Here is a 15742-nt window from a genome sequence, read left to right as displayed (position 1 = left end):
GGTCTCGTCCACTTCGCCCTGGCCATGGGCGGATTCGCGATCGGCACCACCGAATTCGCGACGATGAGCTTGCTGCCCTATTTTTCCGCCGGCCTCGGCATCGACGAACCGACTGCCGGTCACGTGATCAGCGCCTATGCGCTCGGAGTAGTGGTCGGGGCGCCGCTGCTGTCGGTGGCGGCAGCGAAATGGTCGCGCCGGACGCTGCTGATCGGGCTGATGGCGAGCTTTGCGCTGTTCAACGCGATGAGCGCACTGGCGCCCAGCTATCCCTGGATGCTGCTGTTCCGGTTCCTGAGCGGGCTGCCGCACGGCGCCTATTTCGGCATCGCCGCGCTCGTTGCGGCGTCGCTCGTCCGCTACGACCAGCGTTCGCAGGCGGTGGGGCGCGTGATGCTGGGCCTGGCGATCTCCACCGTGCTGGGCGTGCCCGCGGCCAACTGGCTGGGCCAGGCGGTGGGCTGGCGCTGGGGGTTTGCGGTGGTTGCGGCGCTGGCGCTGCTCACCGTCGCGCTGGTCGTCTGGCTGGCGCCCAAGGACCGGCCGGAGCCGGGAGCGAGCCCCTTGCGGGAACTCGGCGCCCTGGCCAACGGGCAGGTGTGGCTGACGCTGGGGGTGAGCGCGATCGGCTTTGGGGGATTGTTCTGCGTCTACACCTATGTCGCCTCGACGCTGATGCACGTCACCGGCACGCCCGCTTGGGCGGTGCCGCTGGTGCTGGCTATTTTCGGGTCGGGCATGATCGCCGGCAACCTGGTGGTACCGCGTTTCGCCGATCGCGCACTGATGCCGACAGGCGCCGCGCTGCTGCTCGGCAGCGCGGCCGCGCTCGCGCTCTATCCACTCGCGGCGCAGTCGCTGGTGTGGATTTCGGTCGATGTGTTCGCGATCGGCTTCGCCGGTGCGCTCGGGCCCGTGCTGCAGACCCGGCTGATGGACGTGGCAGGCGAGGCGCAGGCGCTGGCAGCGGCGCTCAACCATTCGGCGTTCAACACCGCCAATGCGCTGGGCCCTTGGCTGGGCGGCCTGGCGATCGCCGCCGGCTATGGCTGGACGTCGACGGGCTGGGTCGGCGCGCTGCTGGCACTGGGCGGCTTGGCGATCCTGGGCGTGGCGGTGCTCGCCGGCCGCAAGCGCGCCTGACCGCAAACGGGTCAGGCGGCGCGTGCCAGCGCCTCGGCGATCAGCTTCCGGCTGTTTTCGATCCCGTAGAGCGCAATGAAGCTGCCCATGCGGGGCCCCTGCTCGGATCCGAGCAGCGTCTCGTACAGCGCCTTGAACCAGTCGCGTAGATTCTCGAAGCCTGCGGTCTTGCCGATCTCGTACACTTGGTCCTGAATAGCCTCGGCAGGCGCATCTGCCGGCAGCGCGGCTAGTTGGGCGTCGAGGCGCTGCAGCGCCTCGACCTCCACGCTCGCCGGTGCGCGCTTCTTCAGCGTCGGCGCGACGAAATCGCGGGCATAGGCAAGCGCATAGCCGATCAGCCGATCGAGCGCCGGATAGGTTTCCGGGTTCGCATCGGGCACATAGTTGGTCAGATAGCCCCAGACCTGCTCCTTGGTCGCCTCGCCCATCACGCCGACCAGGTTGAGCAGCAGCCCGAAGGTGACCGGCAGCGTCTCCGCCGGCGGCTCGCCATTGTGGATGTGGTGGACCGGGTTGCCCAGCTTCTGCTCGATCGGCTGGCCGGCATAGTTGCTGCGGAACTGCCAATACTCGTCGATCGCGCGCGGGATCACGCCCAGGTGCAGCTGCTTGGCCTTTTTGGGCTCGCGATAGGCGTAGAAGGCGATGCTCTCCTCGGGGCCATAGGTCAGCCACTGCTCGAGGCTGAGGCCGTTGCCCTTGGACTTGGAGATCTTCTCGCCCTTTTCGTCGAGGAACATCTCGTAGTTGAAGCCCTCGGGCGGGCGGCCGCCGAGCACGCGCGCGATCTTGCCGGACTGGGTGACCGAGTCGATCAGGTCCTTGCCCGCCATCTCGTAATCGACGTCGAGGGCGACCCAGCGCATCGCCCAGTCGACCTTCCACTGGAGCTTGGCCTTGCCGCCGAGAACCGACTGGACGATCCGCTCGCCCTCGTCCTCGAAGGCGATCAGCCCGGCCTCGGCATCGACGACCTCGACCGGCACCTGCAGCACGATGCCCGACTTGGGGCTGATCGGCAGCACCGGCGAATAGGTCGCCTGGCGCTCGGCGCGAAGCGTCGGCAGCATCACGTCCATGATGCCCTGATAATGGCGAAGCACCTTGCGCAGCGCGTCGTCGAAGCGGCCGCCGGTGTAATAGTCGGTGGACGAGGCGAATTCGTACTCGAAGCCGAACTGGTCGAGGAATTCGCGCAGACGCGCGTTGTTGTGGTGCGCGAAGCTCTCATACTTCCCGAACGGATCGGGCACCTGGGTGAGCGGCTTGCCGAGATGTTCGCGCAGCATTTCCTGGTTCGGCACATTGTCCGGCACCTTGCGCAGGCCGTCCATGTCGTCGCTGAACGCGATCAGGCGGGTGGGGACATCGCACAGGCTCTCGAAGGCGCGACGGACCATGGTGGTGCGCAGCACTTCGTTGAACGTGCCGATATGCGGCAGCCCCGAGGGACCGTAACCGGTCTCGAACAGCACATGGCCTTTCTCCGGCGCGCCACCCTCTGCGATCTGCGGGTAGCGTTTGAGCAGCTTGCGCGCCTCTTCATAGGGCCAAGCCTTGGAGACGAGCGCAGCAGCGCGGAGTTCGGGGGATACGGTGCTCATAGTCCCCCGCCTCTGCCGTTTTCGAGCCGGGGATGCAATTGCTAGAGGCCCAGCCGTTAAAAGCCCAGCCCGATCGCGCTCCAATAGGTGATCCCCGCCGCGACATAGGCCAGCGCGAACAGATAGCCGATCATGAAGGCTGGCCATTTCCAGCCGTTGGTCTCTCGCCGCGTCACCGCGATGGTCGAGATGCATTGCGGCGCGAACACGAACCACATCAGGAAGGCGAGCGCGCTTGGCAGGCTCCAATGCCGCTGGAGCTGCTCGCGGATCGAAGCCTCCCCTGTCGCGTCATCGGCATTGTCGATGGCATAGACGGTGCCGATGGCCGCCACGGCAACCTCCCGCGCCGCCATGGCCGGGATCAGCGCCAGCGCCATGTCGCGGTTGAAGCCGATCGGCGCAACGATGGTCTGCAGGCCGTTGCCGATCCGCCCTGCGATCGAATAGTCGACTTTGGAAACCGTGCTGCCCTCAGGCGGCTTGGGGAAGCTCAGCAGCGCCCAGAGTACCACGGTGGTGTAGAGGATGATCGTGCCTGCGCGTTTGAGGAAGATCAGCGCGCGCTGCCACAGGCCCAGCAGCACGTCGCGCAGGCGCGGCCACTGATATTTGGGCATTTCCATCATGAAGCCGGAGGTGGCGCCCTTGGTCACCGTGCGACGCAGCACCATCGCCGCGCAGAAGGCGCCGACAATGCCGAGGACGTACAGGCAGAATAGCACCAGCCCCTGCAATCCGATGCCGGGCAGCACGGCGCGATCGGGAATCAGCGCGCCGATGATGATGGTGTAGACCGGCAGCCGCGCCGAACAGGTCATCAGCGGCGCTATCAGGATCGTTGTCAGGCGATCCTTCTCGTCGGAAATGGTGCGCGTCGCCATGATGCCCGGCACTGCGCAGGCGAAGCTGGAGAGGAGCGGGATGAAAGCGCGGCCCGAGAGCCCGACGCTCGCCATCACCCGGTCCATCAGAAAGGCGGCGCGAACCATGTAGCCGGTCGCCTCCAGCACCAGAATGAAGGCGAACAGGATCAGGATCTGCGGCAGGAACACCACCACCGCGCCCACGCCGGCGATCACGCCGTCGACGATCAGCGAACGCAGCACGCCATCGGGCAGCGCGGTGCCCACTTCGGCACCCAGCCATGCCATGCCGGCTTCGATCCAGCCGATCGGCGCCTCTGACCAGGCGAACACCGCCTGGAACATCAGGAACATCGTGGCCAGCAGGATCACCGGCCCGGCGACCGGATGGAGGAACAGTGCATCAAGCCGGTGCGTCCACCGGCGCGCGGCGGTTTCGGACACGGTGACGGTGGTGGCAATTTGTCGTGCGCGGCGCTGAAGCAGAACGATGTCGTGCTCGACACCCACGGACGGGCGAATCTTGTTCACCCCCCGCACCATCTCGGCCATGCGCTCCTTGAGCGCGTCGAGCCCGCGGCGACGCACCGCCACGGTGGCGACCACCGGCACGCCCAGCTCGCGCTCGAGCGCTTCCGGGTTGAGTTTCAGGCCGTCGCGCTCCGCTAGATCGATCATGTTGAGCACGACCACGATCGGCAGCCCCAGCGCGATCAGTTGAAGCGTGAAACGCAAGTGATTGTCGAGGTTAGATGCGTCGACCACGGTCAGGATGGCATCGGGCAGCCGTTCGCCCTGCTGGCGGCCGAGCAGCACGTCGCGCGTCACCTGCTCGTCGGGGCTGGAGGGATCGAGGCTGTACGCGCCGGGCAGGTCGATCAGCTCGATCGGCCGGCCATCCGGCAGGGCCATGCGGCCCGAGTGGCGCTCGACGGTCACGCCGGGATAATTGCCCACTTTCTGCCGCGCGCCGGTCAGTGCGTTGAACAGGGCGCTCTTGCCGGCATTGGGATTGCCGACCAGCGCCACCAGCGGCGTGGCGTTCATGCCGCGCCGGTCCGGGGTGTGACATGGATAGCGGCGGCGACGTGACGGCGCAGTGCCACCGTCATGCGGCCGATTCGGCACGCCAGCGGGCCGCCGAACAGGCCAGACCGGCGCAGCAGCTCCACCTCCACGCCTTCATCCAACCCAAGTTCGCGCAGACGGCGCGCTTCGGGTTCGGCGAGTCGGTCCCAATCCACGCCGGCGACGGTGCCGAGGGCATTGGGGCGCAATTGCATGAGGCGTACGGGCCCTGAAACCGCGGCGGAAGCGTCCATGCTGCGAGCGATTATCAATTACTCGACCGCATGGCTAGTGCCTGCGCACCGTGTCGCCCGGGAGAACGCAGGCATCTCGGTCAAATTGCCGGGTAGCGTAGGCGGCCAATGAACCGCGAAAGGCTGGGCCGGTTGCCGGTGCGTGCCACGAATCCAGCCTTGGCCTTTTCGAAGCGCATGATCCCTTCGATCCGGCGGCCTAGAAAGGCGCGGGTGTCCGCCCATTCCTCGCTTTCGTCCTGCACGAACACCGCGATGGTGGCGGCATAGACGCTGCCGAGCGTCATCCGCTTGGTATAGTGGTTATAGTCGGTAGCGGTGTCCCCGGCTGCGCGCCACATCGCATCCGCCGCGCGCCAACCGAGCTTGCTGGCGCGGGTCAGGTTCTGTGGCATGGCGAGGATCGCCAGCGCGCGGCGCAGCGCATCGCGATAGGGAGCGAGCAGCGCCAGCCGGGCCTCAACCAGCGCGGTGATGCGCGCGCGAATCTTCATGCCCGCCAGCGTCTCGGGCGAAAGTTCGTCCAGCATCGCGCGGTCGATATGCGCGAACCATGCGTCGATCATCGCCAGCGGGCCGCCCGAGAAAGCAAGTCGCGCCACGTCGCGATCGACGCCCATCGCATCGGCGGTGGCATCGAGCGCCCGCGTGTTCCAGCCATCGAAGGCGGCGTTGGCGGCAAGCGACGGCGCGAGCGCCGCGCGCAGTTCATCGAGGGTGGCGTCGGCGAGATCCATGGCCTTGATTTAGGCGCGAAGCCGCGCCCCGGCAACCGGCTACCCCTTGGACCGTACCGCCCCTTGCCGCACCAGCACCAGCGCCGCCGCGACCAGCGCCGCGCCGAACAGGTCGGCGGCAGCGAGCTTCTCGTCGAAAATGATCCAGCCCAGCGCCGCGCCCACTGCCGGCTGCACCAGCAGCGCGATGCCGATCACCAGCGGCGAAAGATGGCCGAGCGCGTAGATCATGCAGCCTTGGCCGATCAGCTGGCTGACGATGGCGAGCGCGAGCAAGGGCCACCAGAGGTGCGGCACGATCTGCTCGCCCATTGCCAGCGCGATCACCAGCAGCGGCGGGATGGTGGCGAGTGACGACAGCGCCAACGCCGGCACGGGCCCCAGCGAGGTGCGCACCCGCGCCATCAGCGCGAAATAGACGGCATAGAACACGCCGGCGAGCAGGCAGAACAGGTCGCCTGCCAGATGCCGCGAGGAAAGCTCGGCCGAGCGCCCGAGCAGCAACGCGCCGCCGATTGCCGCGAGCAGCAGCGCCGCGCCCTGCATCTTGCTCGGCCAGGCGCGCGCGATCACGAAACCGTAGATCGGGAAGATCAGCGATGCCGAATTGCCGAAGAGCGTCGAGTTGGCGAGCGTGGTGCGAACGATGCCGATATGCCAGCTGGCTAGATCGAGCGCGAAGATCACGCCGGCGATGGAAAGGATCCACCAGCGTCCACGTCCGGCGGCGATCGGCTTCTCCCCCATCGCGGTCGCCGCCGCGAACAGGATCGGCGTGGCGATGATCAGCCGCCAGAACGCCGCCGACACCGGCCCCACATCCGCCATTCGCACGAACAACGGGCCGGTGGCGAGCGCGGCATTGGCGATCAGCGCCGCAATCAGCGCCGTCGCAACATGGCTTCGTGCCGGGGTAGTTTTTGTTGTCGATGCGTTGCGATGCATGGCGCCCTGTAGCGCCCTATCTCGCTCAAGTCACAAGCTGCATAAGGGAATTTCAATGCCCAGCCTGTTCGATCCGATTCAAGTCGGCGCGATCCATGCCGCCAATCGCGTATGGATGTCGCCGCTCACTCGCGGCCGTGCGACGCGCGGCCATGTCCCGACGCCGATCATGGCCGACTATTACCGCCAGCGCGCCAGTGCCGGGCTCATCATCACCGAGGCGACCGGGATCAGCCAGCAGGGGCTCGGCTGGGCCTATGCGCCCGGCATCTGGAGCGACGAGCAGGTCGAGGCGTGGAAGCCGATCACCGCCGCGGTCCATGAAGCCGGCGGCAAGATCGTCTCGCAGCTCTGGCACATGGGCCGGCTGGTGCATTCGGACTTTCTCGGCGGCGAGCCGCCGGTCTCCGCCTCGGCGACTACCGCGCCCGGTGAAGTGCGCACCTATCCGGCGGAGGATTCCGGCGAGATCAAGCGGCCCTACACCCAGGCGCGTCCGCTGCGTACCGACGAGATCCCCGGCATTCTCGCCGATTATGAACGCGCGGCCCAGAACGCGATCCGCGCCGGCTTTGACGGAGTGCAGATCCACGCCGCCAATGGCTATTTGATCGACCAGTTTCTGCGCGACAATTCCAACTTCCGCGAGGACGAATATGGCGGGTCGGTCGAAAACCGCATCCGCCTGCTCCGCGAAGTGAGCCAGCGCGTGGTCGACACGGTTGGCGCCGATCGCACCGGCGTGCGCCTCTCGCCCAATGGCGAGGTGCAGGGCGTCAACGACAGCAACCCGGTGCCGCTGTTCGAAGCCGCCGCGGCGGCGCTCGACGAAATCGGCGTTGCGTTCCTCGAGATGCGCGAGCCGCGCCCGGGCGGCAGCCGGGGCGAGCCCGACCAGCCGCCGATCCATCCGGTGATGCGGAAGGTGTATCGCGGCGTGCTGGCGCTCAACTCGGACTATGATGCGGCCAGCGCCCAGGCGGCGCTCGATGCGGGCGAGGCCGATGCGATCGCGTTCGGCCGCACCTTCCTCGCCAATCCGGATCTGCCGCGCCGCCTTCGCGAGGGCCTGCCGCTCAATCCGCAGCGCGAGGAACTGTTCTACGTCGGCGGGGCCGAGGGCTATACCGACTACCCGACCGCCGACGAGCTCGCGCTTCAGTCGGCCTGATCGAAGCCATCGATCCAGCGGGTGCTGGCCGCGCGGAAATGCGCACGCATTTTTGGTGGGGCCAGCACCATGCCGATCAGGAAGGGAAACCACGGCCAGAACAGGAAGCTGCCCGTCACCAGCAGCGCGATGAGGATGGCACCGCCGAAGCGCAGCGCCGCCAGCCGCGAATGCGCGGTATAGTTGAGCTTGATCGTGCGCGGCGCCTTGGCGTCGAACCAGCTGCGGGTGACGAAACTATCGGGTGTGGTTCTCGGCCGTTGGATCCCGAACCGCCAGCCTTGCGCACCCCTTCCGCTTGCGGGAGGGGCGGGGGGAGGATCTCCCCCGACACGCCGTCGGCCGGTACGGCCACCCCCTCCCCCGACCTCTCCCGCAAGCGGAAGGGGAGATTTGCTTTGGGACACTTCGCGCCCGGTGGTGCGGTCCACCACGACCAACCGCCGCCCCCGCTCTTCTACTCGGTAGCGGGAGGGCGGCATGTCCATGGGATCAGCCGAACTTGGCCTTGAGCGCGAGCATCGCCAGCGCCGCCTTGGCCGCCTCGCCGCCCTTGTCCTTCTGCTTCGGATCGGCGCGGACCAGCGCCTGCGCCTCGTTCTCCACCGTCAGGATGCCGTTGCCGATCGCGACGCCGTCCATCGACAGCGCCATCAGCCCGCGCGCGCTTTCGCCCGCGACGATTTCGAAATGATAGGTCTCGCCGCGGATCACCACGCCGATCGCGACGAAGGCGTCGTAGCGGCCGCTGTCCGCCGCCAGCGCGACCGCGCCCGGGATCTCCAGCGCGCCCGGCACGGTGATCACCTCGGCCTTGTGGCCCGCCGCCTCGATCGCCGCCTTGGCGCCGGCGATCAGCAGGTCGTTGAGATGCTCGTAGAAGCGCGCTTCGACGATGAGGACGTTGGCCATTATTGCTCCGAGTCGATGGGGCGCGTGCCGGCGATCGACAGGCCGTAGCCGTCGAGCCCGATCAGCGTGTGATGGGTGTTGGAGAGCAGGATCATCTCCTGCACGCCGAGTTCGGTGAGGATGGTCGCGCCGACGCCATAGTCGCGCAGCTCGTCCATGTCCTTGGGCGGGATCGCGCCGCTGCGGGTCTGCAGCGCCACGGTATAGCCGTCGGGGCGGGGGCGGTTGATCACCACGATCACGCCGGCACCTTCCTTGCCGATGATCTCCATCGACTTGCGCAGCAGCCCGCCGCGCGGACCGCCTTCGCCGAACACGTCTGCAAAGGGCGACAGCGCGTGCATCCGCACGAGCGTCGGCTTGTCGGGATCGATCCGGCCCTTGACCAACGCGACCTGCTCGCTGCCGGTCGCCTTGTTCCAGAAGGTGAGCGCGCGCCACTCGCCGCCCCATTCGCTGGTGAAGCTGGCCTCGGCACGCTGCTCGACGAGATGGTCGTGGCGGCGGCGATAGGCGATCAGGTCGCGGATCGTGCCAATCTTGAGGTTGTGGAGCTGGGCGAAGCCGACGAGGTCGTCGAGCCGCGCCATCGTCCCGTCGTCCTTCATGATCTCGCAGATCACGCCGGCGGGGTTGAGCCCGGCGAGGCGGGCGACGTCCACCGCCGCCTCGGTATGGCCGGCGCGGACCAGCACGCCGCCGTCGCGCGCGACCAGCGGAAAGACATGGCCCGGGGTTACGATGTCCGCCCGGTCCTTGCTCGCGTCGATTGCGACCGAGATGGTGCGGGCGCGGTCGGCGGCGGAGATGCCGGTGGTCACGCCTTCCTTGGCTTCGATCGAGACGGTGAAGGCGGTTTCGTGCCGGGTGCCGTTGGCGCGGCTCATCAGCTCGAGCCCGAGCTGGTCGACCCGCGTCTTGGTCATGGCGAGGCAGATCAGCCCGCGGCCGTACTTGGCCATGAAGTTGATCGCGTCGGGCGTCGCCATCTGCGCCGGGATGACCAGATCGCCTTCATTCTCGCGATCCTCGTCATCGACCAGGATGAACATCCGGCCGTTGCGGGCCTCGTCGATCAGTTCCTCGGGCGAGGAGAGGAAGCCGTGCTTGAGCGCGGCGAGTTCAGCCTTTGGCACGCAATGCCTCCATGCGCTGAAGATAGCGCGCCAGCACGTCGATCTCCAGATTGACCGCCTGGCCTTCCGCCAGCGTGGCGAAGGTGGTGACGGCCGCGGTGTGCGGAATGATGTTGAGGTGGAATTCGACGCCCTCGGGCGTATCGTCCACCGCGTTGACCGTCAGCGACACGCCGTCGACGGTGATCGAGCCCTTGGGCGCGACGTACGGCGCGATTTCCGGCCCTGCCGCGATCACGACATGGTGCGAGCCATCGATCGCCTCGATCAGCTTCACCCGCCCGATGCCGTCGACATGCCCGGTGACGATATGGCCGCCAAGCTCGTCGCCCAGACGCAGCGCGCGCTCGAGGTTGAGCTTGCGGCCGGCGGTCCACTGGTCGTCGGCGGTGCGCGAGACGGTCTCGCCCGACACGTCGAAGTCGAGCCAGCCTGGCCCCTTGTCGACCACCGTCAGGCACACGCCCGAACAGGCGACCGAGGCGCCGAGATCGATCTCATGGGTGGGATAGGCCGTCGCCACGCGCACGCGCAGGTCGCCCTGGCGCTCTACCGCGTCGATCGTGCCGACATCGCTTACGATTCCGGTGAACATGCGTTGCGCTCGTAGACCTCGAACCGATCGCTGCCAAGCAGTCGAGAGTCCAGCAGGCGCCAGCGATCATGCGCCTCGGACAATGCGGCGAGGCCAAACCCCTCGACCGCGGGTTTGCCGCCGCCGATCAGGATCGGCGCGCGGTAGAGCAGCAGCCGGTCGACCCAATCGGCGCGGAGAAAGGCGGTAGCGGCCTTGGCGCCGCCTTCAACCATCAGGGAATCGATGGCCGAAAGATCGCGAACATCGCGCATATCGGCGACGCGTTCCCAGCCGGGCGGAGTAGGGCCCGTTGAGGAGAGCAGGATACGTCGTGGCGCCCGATCGCCGAGGCCGGGCAGCCGCACGTCGAGCTTCGGCGAATCGGCGAGGAAGGTGCCGCGGCCGACCAGGATGGCGTCGTGCCGGGCGCGTTCGAGATGGGCATGGGCACGGGCCTGCGGACCGGTGATCCATTTGCTTTCGCCGGTGGAGAGGGCGATGCGACCGTCGAGCGACGTGGCGAGCTTCAGCGTGATATGCGGCCGCCCGTGGGCCAGGCGCGTGAGGAAGCCGGCCATGCTGCGCCGGGCTTCGGCTTCAAGCACGCCGAATTCTACTTGTATTCCAGCATCATACAGGCGGGCGAAGCCGCTGCCGTCGGTGCGTGGATCGGGATCGCGCAGCGCCGCCACCACGCGCGCGACTCGCGTCTGAACGAGCAGATCGGCGCAGGCTGGACCGCGCGGTGATTCATGGGCGCAGGGCTCCAGTGTGACATAGGCGGTGGCACCGCGCGCCTTGTCGCCGGCCTGGGCGAGTGCCATCGCCTCGGCGTGCGGGCGACCGCCCGGCTGCGTCCAGCCGCGCCCGACGACGTGCCCGTCGCGCACAAGCACGCAACCGACATTGGGATTGGGCGCGGTGCGGCCGCGACCGCGTTCGGCGAGCGCCAGCGCCGCCGCCATCCAGCGGGCGTCGCTCAAATCCCGTGCTTCTCGAGCCAGTCGTCGTATTTCTTGAATTCGGCCTGGCGCTTCTTGCGGCGTTCGGCGAGCGCTGCCTCATCGGCGAGTCGCTTGGCTTCATCCACCTTCTGCTGCGCGCGGATTTCCGCCTGGGTGCGAGTGATCGGCCAGGATTCGACGTAGATGATGTTCTTCCGATACGGCACCGGGATGTGCGAATCCTTCACGAACGCCACGATCACCACGAAGGTGACCACCAGCGCCAGCAGCATGAACCAGAGTTCGTGGCGCTTGCGCGACGCCAGATAGCCACGCAGATCGCGAAGGGCCCGGAGCGGCGAGATATATTTGAGGAAGGTCATCGCGGCCCAAAGATAGGGACGCGGGCGGGCTAGGGCCAGCCCCCGCGTCCCGATCCCCTGGGCTTCAGCGTGCGTCTTCGAGACGGAAGCGCACCGTCATCGTCTTCCAGCTTTCCTCGGCGATCCCGCCGCGCGTTGCAGGGCGGAAGCGCCACTTGCCGAGCGCCTGGCGCCGCGTGACGGCGAAGAAGGCGTCGCTGGTGGCGCTGACCGGCTCCACCGCCTTCACCCGGCCGTCCGCGCCGATCAGCACCCGCAGCGTCACCACGCCGTCGCGCTGGGCGCGGATTTCCTGCGAAGGATATTCCGGCTGGAAATCCCGCAGGTAGCGCGGGTCCTGGCTGGCGCCGATCAGCGCCGGGATCGGCTTGGGCGGATCGACGACCAAGGTCGGCCCGGGGTCGGCGGGCTTTTCGATGGTGGGAAGCCTGTCGGGCAGAACCGTGCTGGTTTCGATCGTCGCTTCGCTGCGCGTCGGCACGATCGGATCGCGCGCCAGCGGCTGAGAGGTCGTGCGCGGCTGCACCTTTTTCGGTTGCGGCTTCGCGGGCGTGGGCGGCGGCGGCACGGGCAGCGGAATGTTCTTGCCTTCGAACGGCTTGTTCTGGGGTTTTGGCAGGAAGTTCGGCGCCGAGAAGATCAATCCGGCAAGGATCGCGCCGTTAAGCGCGAGCGCAGCCCCGAAGCTGAGCGAGCGTGGTGCCTTGGCATGATAGCGCGTGTCGGCATGCATTTCGTTGCACTCCTTCTCCACCACCGGTCTGTGAACGCCGGATGAAGGAAATGGTACAACATTACATAAACGTCGTAAAGCGGGAGCGGTTCACCCCGCGCCCAGGCGCTCCAGCGCACGATCCTTGCCGATCAGCGGAAGCAGCGCAGCCATATCCGGGCCATGATCGCGACCCGTGAGCGCGCGGCGCAGGGGCAGGAACAGCGCCTTGCCCTTGCGACCGGTGGCCGCCTTCAGCGCTTCGGTGAGCGCGCGCCACGGATCGGCCGACCAGTCGAGCGCCTGCGCGGTGGCGCGGGCCTGATCGAGAAAGGCGCGATCTTCCGCTTCCACGGGCGGCGCGGCGATCGGGCCTTCTACTACGGCCCACCAGTCCGCTGCCTCGGCGACGGTAGAAAGATTCGGGCGGATCGCTTCCCACCCGGCCGCGTCGATGCCGGCAGGCAGCCGATCGGCGACACGGGCATGCCCCAGCTGGTGGACGATTCGGGCATTGAGCTGGGCGAGTTCGGCTTCGTCGAACCGGGCGGGCGCGCGGCCGAAGCGGCCGAAATCGAAGCTGGCGATCAGCGGCGTGGTGTCAGCAAAGGGCTCGACCGGGTCGCTGGTGCCGAGCCGGGCGAGCAGCGCGATCAGCGCTTCCGGCTCGATCCCCGCATCGCGGAAATGCGCGATGCCGAGTGACCCGAGTCGCTTCGACAGCTTGCCTTCCGCGCCGGTGAGCAGGGCCTCGTGCGCGAAGGCCGGTACCGTGCCCGACAGCGCGTCGAACATCTGGATCTGCGTCGCGGTGTTGGAGACATGGTCCTCGCCGCGCACGACATGGGTGATGCTCATGTCGATATCGTCGATCACGGAGGGCAGCAGATACAGCCACGAGCCGTCGGCGCGGCGCACCACCGGATCGCTCAGCAGCTTCGCTTCGAAACGCTGCGGCCCGCGCACCAGATCGTCCCAGGCGATGGGGGCATCGTGATCGAGCTTGAAGCGCCAGTGCGGGCGGACGCCGTCGGCTTCCAGCTTTGCGCGGTCGGCCTCGGTGAGCGCCAGCGCTGCCCGATCATAGACCGGCGGCAGACCGCGGCCGAGTAGCACCTTGCGCTTCAGCTCCAGTTCCTGCGCGGTTTCATAGGCGGGATAGATGCGGCCATCGGCGACCAGCTGGGCGAAGCGCGCTTCGTATCGATCGAATCGCGCGGACTGACGCTCCTCGCCATCCGGGGTCAGGCCCATCCAGGCGAGATCGGCGCGAATCGCTTCGACGAAGCGTTCTTCCGAGCGGGCGGCATCGGTATCGTCGATCCGCAGCAGGAACCGGCCGCCATGGCGGCGCGCGAACAGCCAATTGTGGAGCGCGGTCCGCAGGTTGCCGACATGCAGCGTGCCGGTGGGGCTGGGGGCGAAACGGGTGATCACGGTCATGGCGACGGCCTAGGCTGGCACAGGGTCAGCGGCAATGCCCTCTTTGCGTCATGGAAACGTCGCACTAAGGGGGCGGCACGGGATACGCGCAACGGGGCACGGGAGGCCAAAAACCAATGAAACTCATGGCGGGCAATTCCAATCTGCCCCTGGCGAGCGCCATCGCAGACTATCTGGAAATTCCCCTGACGCAGGCGAACGTGCGTCGCTTCGCCGACGAGGAGATCTTCGTCGAGATTCTGGAGAATGTGCGCGGCGAGGACGTGTTCGTCCTGCAATCGACCAGCTTCCCGGCGAACGACAATCTGATGGAACTGCTGGTGATGATCGATGCGCTGCGCCGCGCGTCGGCCAAGCGGATCACCGCGGTGCTGCCCTATTTCGGCTATGCCCGCCAGGATCGGAAGCCGGGGCCGCGCACGCCGATCTCGGCCAAGCTGGTCGCCAACCTGATCACCACCGCAGGCGCCAACCGGGTGCTATCGGTCGACCTGCACGCGGGACAGATCCAGGGCTTCTTCGATATCCCGACCGATAACCTCTTCGCCGCGCCGGTGATGTCGGCCGATATCCAGACGCGCTTCATCGACAAGCAGTGGATGGTCGTCTCCCCCGACGTGGGCGGCGTGGTGCGCGCGCGTCAGCTCGCCAAGCGGCTGGACAATGCCCCGCTCGCCATCGTCGACAAGCGCCGCGAACGGCCGGGCGAGTCCGAGGTGATGAACATCATCGGCGACGTGAAGGGGCGCTTCTGCATCCTGATCGACGATATCGTCGATTCGGCGGGCACGCTGTGCAACGCCGCCGCCGCGCTGAAGGCGGCGGGCGCCGAGGATGTCGTCGCTTATTGTACGCATGGCGTGCTTTCGGGCGCGGCGGTGGCGCGCGTGGCGGCATCGGATCTGCGCGAGCTGGTGATCACCGATTCGATCGGCAACCACAAGGTGATCGAGGAAAGCGACAAGGTCCGCCACCTGACCATCGCGCCGCTGATCGCCGAGGCGATCCGCCGCATCGCGGACGAGAGTTCGGTTTCCAGCCTGTTCGATTGAGCCTGCTTGGCCCCTCCTCTTCAGGGGAGGGGCGTCATGCCTTCGCCAGCGCTTCCCACACCAGCAGCACGCCCACCGCGATCATCAACACGTAGATCGCGGTGTAGAAGCGCTCCGGCGACACCCGCCGCACCAGCCGTACCCCCGCCAGCGTCGATGCCAGCGCCAGCGGGAACAACGCGGCCGAGGTCAGCAGGTTGGCTGCCGTGAACTGGCCGAGCGCGGCATAGGCGGGCACCTTGATCCAGTTGGTGGCGGCGAAGAACAGCGCGGTCGTGCCCACCAGCCGATCGCGGGGCAGGCCCCGCGGCAGCACCCAGAGCTGAAATGGCGGCTGCCCGGCATGCGCGATCTGGCTGGTGAAGCCCGAGGCCACGCCGAACAGGCTGCCCACCCATTCGGGCCAGCGCGCCGCCGCCGCCGGTGTCGCCCGCCCCTGGGCCCAGAGCCGATAGGCGCCGAACAGGATCGAGATGCCGCCCACCGCCGCGAGCACCAGCACGGGAGATACGCTCGCGGCGAACAGGTAGCCGAGCGCGATTCCGGCCATCGACCCGGGCAGCATCCACGCCAGCAGCCGCCAGTCGACGGTGCGGCGGAACGCCCACACGCTCACCACATCCTGCAGGATCAGGATCGGCAGCGTGATCGCCGCGGCGCGCACCGGATCGATCGCCAGCGCCAACATCGGCAGCGACAGCGCGCCCATGCCCGCAAATCCGCCCTTGGAAAGGCCGAGCAGCAGCACGGCGGGAACGGCGAGCGCGTAGAAATGCCAATCGGTGATCATCG

17 protein-coding genes are annotated in these 15742 nt (G+C 67.5%); 3 read left to right on the top strand and 14 right to left on the bottom strand.

Annotation, left to right across the window (positions count from 1 at the left end):
* The first annotated feature begins 24 nt into the window (after positions 1-24).
* Positions 25-1143, top strand: coding sequence for an MFS transporter (locus tag ACNFJ7_RS12535; protein WP_019369077.1), 1119 nt, complete (start codon positions 25-27; stop codon positions 1141-1143).
* Positions 1144-1154: 11 nt separating this feature from the next.
* Here ACNFJ7_RS12535 and ACNFJ7_RS12530 read toward each other — a convergent pair whose 3' ends face one another.
* The 5 genes from ACNFJ7_RS12530 to ACNFJ7_RS12510 form a co-directional block, all read right to left on the bottom strand.
* Complete coding sequence (locus ACNFJ7_RS12530; RefSeq protein WP_019369076.1) at positions 1155-2750, bottom strand: lysine--tRNA ligase; 1596 nt, start codon at positions 2748-2750, stop codon at positions 1155-1157.
* A 56-nt stretch (positions 2751-2806) separates the two neighbouring features.
* On the bottom strand, positions 2807-4663 hold the full coding sequence (gene feoB / locus ACNFJ7_RS12525; protein WP_019369075.1) for a ferrous iron transporter B: 1857 nt from the start codon (positions 4661-4663) through the stop codon (positions 2807-2809).
* Complete coding sequence (locus tag ACNFJ7_RS12520) at positions 4660-4899, bottom strand: FeoA family protein (RefSeq protein ID WP_019369074.1); 240 nt, start codon at positions 4897-4899, stop codon at positions 4660-4662. The genes feoB and ACNFJ7_RS12520 overlap by 4 nt, the downstream gene beginning before the upstream one ends.
* Positions 4900-5018: 119 nt before the next feature.
* Positions 5019-5675 carry a COQ9 family protein gene (locus tag ACNFJ7_RS12515; RefSeq protein ID WP_019369073.1) on the bottom strand — a complete coding sequence of 219 codons (657 nt, stop codon included), beginning with the start codon at positions 5673-5675 and terminating at the stop codon, positions 5019-5021.
* 39 nt (positions 5676-5714) lie between these two features.
* The gene (locus ACNFJ7_RS12510) at positions 5715-6620 is read right to left on the bottom strand and encodes a DMT family transporter (protein WP_019369072.1); all 906 of its coding nucleotides are present in this window, start codon (positions 6618-6620) and stop codon (positions 5715-5717) included.
* A gap of 55 nt (positions 6621-6675) precedes the next feature.
* Between ACNFJ7_RS12510 and ACNFJ7_RS12505 the strand changes: the two genes are divergently transcribed.
* The gene (locus tag ACNFJ7_RS12505) at positions 6676-7791 is read left to right on the top strand and encodes an alkene reductase (RefSeq protein WP_019369071.1); all 1116 of its coding nucleotides are present in this window, start codon (positions 6676-6678) and stop codon (positions 7789-7791) included.
* Here ACNFJ7_RS12505 and ACNFJ7_RS12500 read toward each other — a convergent pair.
* The 8 genes from ACNFJ7_RS12500 to gltX all read right to left on the bottom strand — a co-directional run bounded on the left by ACNFJ7_RS12500 (position 7779) and on the right by gltX (position 13898).
* Positions 7779-8273, bottom strand: coding sequence for a hypothetical protein (locus tag ACNFJ7_RS12500; RefSeq protein WP_419724222.1), 495 nt, complete (start codon positions 8271-8273; stop codon positions 7779-7781). The genes ACNFJ7_RS12505 and ACNFJ7_RS12500 overlap by 13 nt on opposite strands.
* 10 nt (positions 8274-8283) lie before the next feature.
* A complete protein-coding gene (gene ribH / locus ACNFJ7_RS12495) occupies positions 8284-8703 on the bottom strand; it encodes a 6,7-dimethyl-8-ribityllumazine synthase (protein ID WP_019369069.1) in 420 nt (139 codons plus the stop codon).
* Positions 8703-9839, bottom strand: coding sequence for a 3,4-dihydroxy-2-butanone-4-phosphate synthase (gene ribB / locus ACNFJ7_RS12490; RefSeq protein ID WP_058805462.1), 1137 nt, complete (start codon positions 9837-9839; stop codon positions 8703-8705). Before ribB ends, ribH begins: the two co-directional genes overlap by 1 nt.
* The gene (locus tag ACNFJ7_RS12485) at positions 9826-10434 is read right to left on the bottom strand and encodes a riboflavin synthase (protein WP_019369068.1); all 609 of its coding nucleotides are present in this window, start codon (positions 10432-10434) and stop codon (positions 9826-9828) included. The genes ribB and ACNFJ7_RS12485 overlap by 14 nt, the downstream gene beginning before the upstream one ends.
* Positions 10416-11381 carry a bifunctional diaminohydroxyphosphoribosylaminopyrimidine deaminase/5-amino-6-(5-phosphoribosylamino)uracil reductase RibD gene (ribD, locus tag ACNFJ7_RS12480; protein ID WP_019369067.1) on the bottom strand — a complete coding sequence of 322 codons (966 nt, stop codon included), beginning with the start codon at positions 11379-11381 and terminating at the stop codon, positions 10416-10418. The genes ACNFJ7_RS12485 and ribD overlap by 19 nt, the downstream gene beginning before the upstream one ends.
* A 14-nt stretch (positions 11382-11395) precedes the next feature.
* Positions 11396-11743, bottom strand: coding sequence for a hypothetical protein (locus tag ACNFJ7_RS12475; RefSeq protein WP_019369066.1), 348 nt, complete (start codon positions 11741-11743; stop codon positions 11396-11398).
* A gap of 64 nt (positions 11744-11807) precedes the next feature.
* Positions 11808-12476, bottom strand: coding sequence for an energy transducer TonB (locus tag ACNFJ7_RS12470; RefSeq protein WP_037513382.1), 669 nt, complete (start codon positions 12474-12476; stop codon positions 11808-11810).
* 90 nt (positions 12477-12566) lie between these two features.
* Positions 12567-13898 (bottom strand): glutamate--tRNA ligase, encoded by a 1332-nt coding sequence (gltX, locus tag ACNFJ7_RS12465; RefSeq protein WP_019369064.1) that lies wholly within the window; start codon positions 13896-13898, stop codon positions 12567-12569.
* 116 nt (positions 13899-14014) lie between these two features.
* Here gltX and ACNFJ7_RS12460 point away from each other — a divergent pair, with 116 nt between their 5' ends.
* On the top strand, positions 14015-14950 hold the full coding sequence (locus tag ACNFJ7_RS12460; protein ID WP_026009061.1) for a ribose-phosphate pyrophosphokinase: 936 nt from the start codon (positions 14015-14017) through the stop codon (positions 14948-14950).
* A gap of 34 nt (positions 14951-14984) precedes the next feature.
* Here the strand turns inward: ACNFJ7_RS12460 and ACNFJ7_RS12455 are convergent, their stop codons facing one another.
* A complete protein-coding gene (locus tag ACNFJ7_RS12455) occupies positions 14985-15740 on the bottom strand; it encodes a sulfite exporter TauE/SafE family protein (protein ID WP_019369062.1) in 756 nt (251 codons plus the stop codon).
* Positions 15741-15742 lie beyond the last annotated feature (2 nt).

Origin of the sequence: Sphingomonas sp. HT-1, assembly GCF_048568905.1 — a bacterium.
Lineage (GTDB): Bacteria > Pseudomonadota > Alphaproteobacteria > Sphingomonadales > Sphingomonadaceae > Sphingomonas.
Note: the sequence above shows the minus strand (reverse complement) of the source record. Positions and strands in the feature narration are given on the sequence as shown.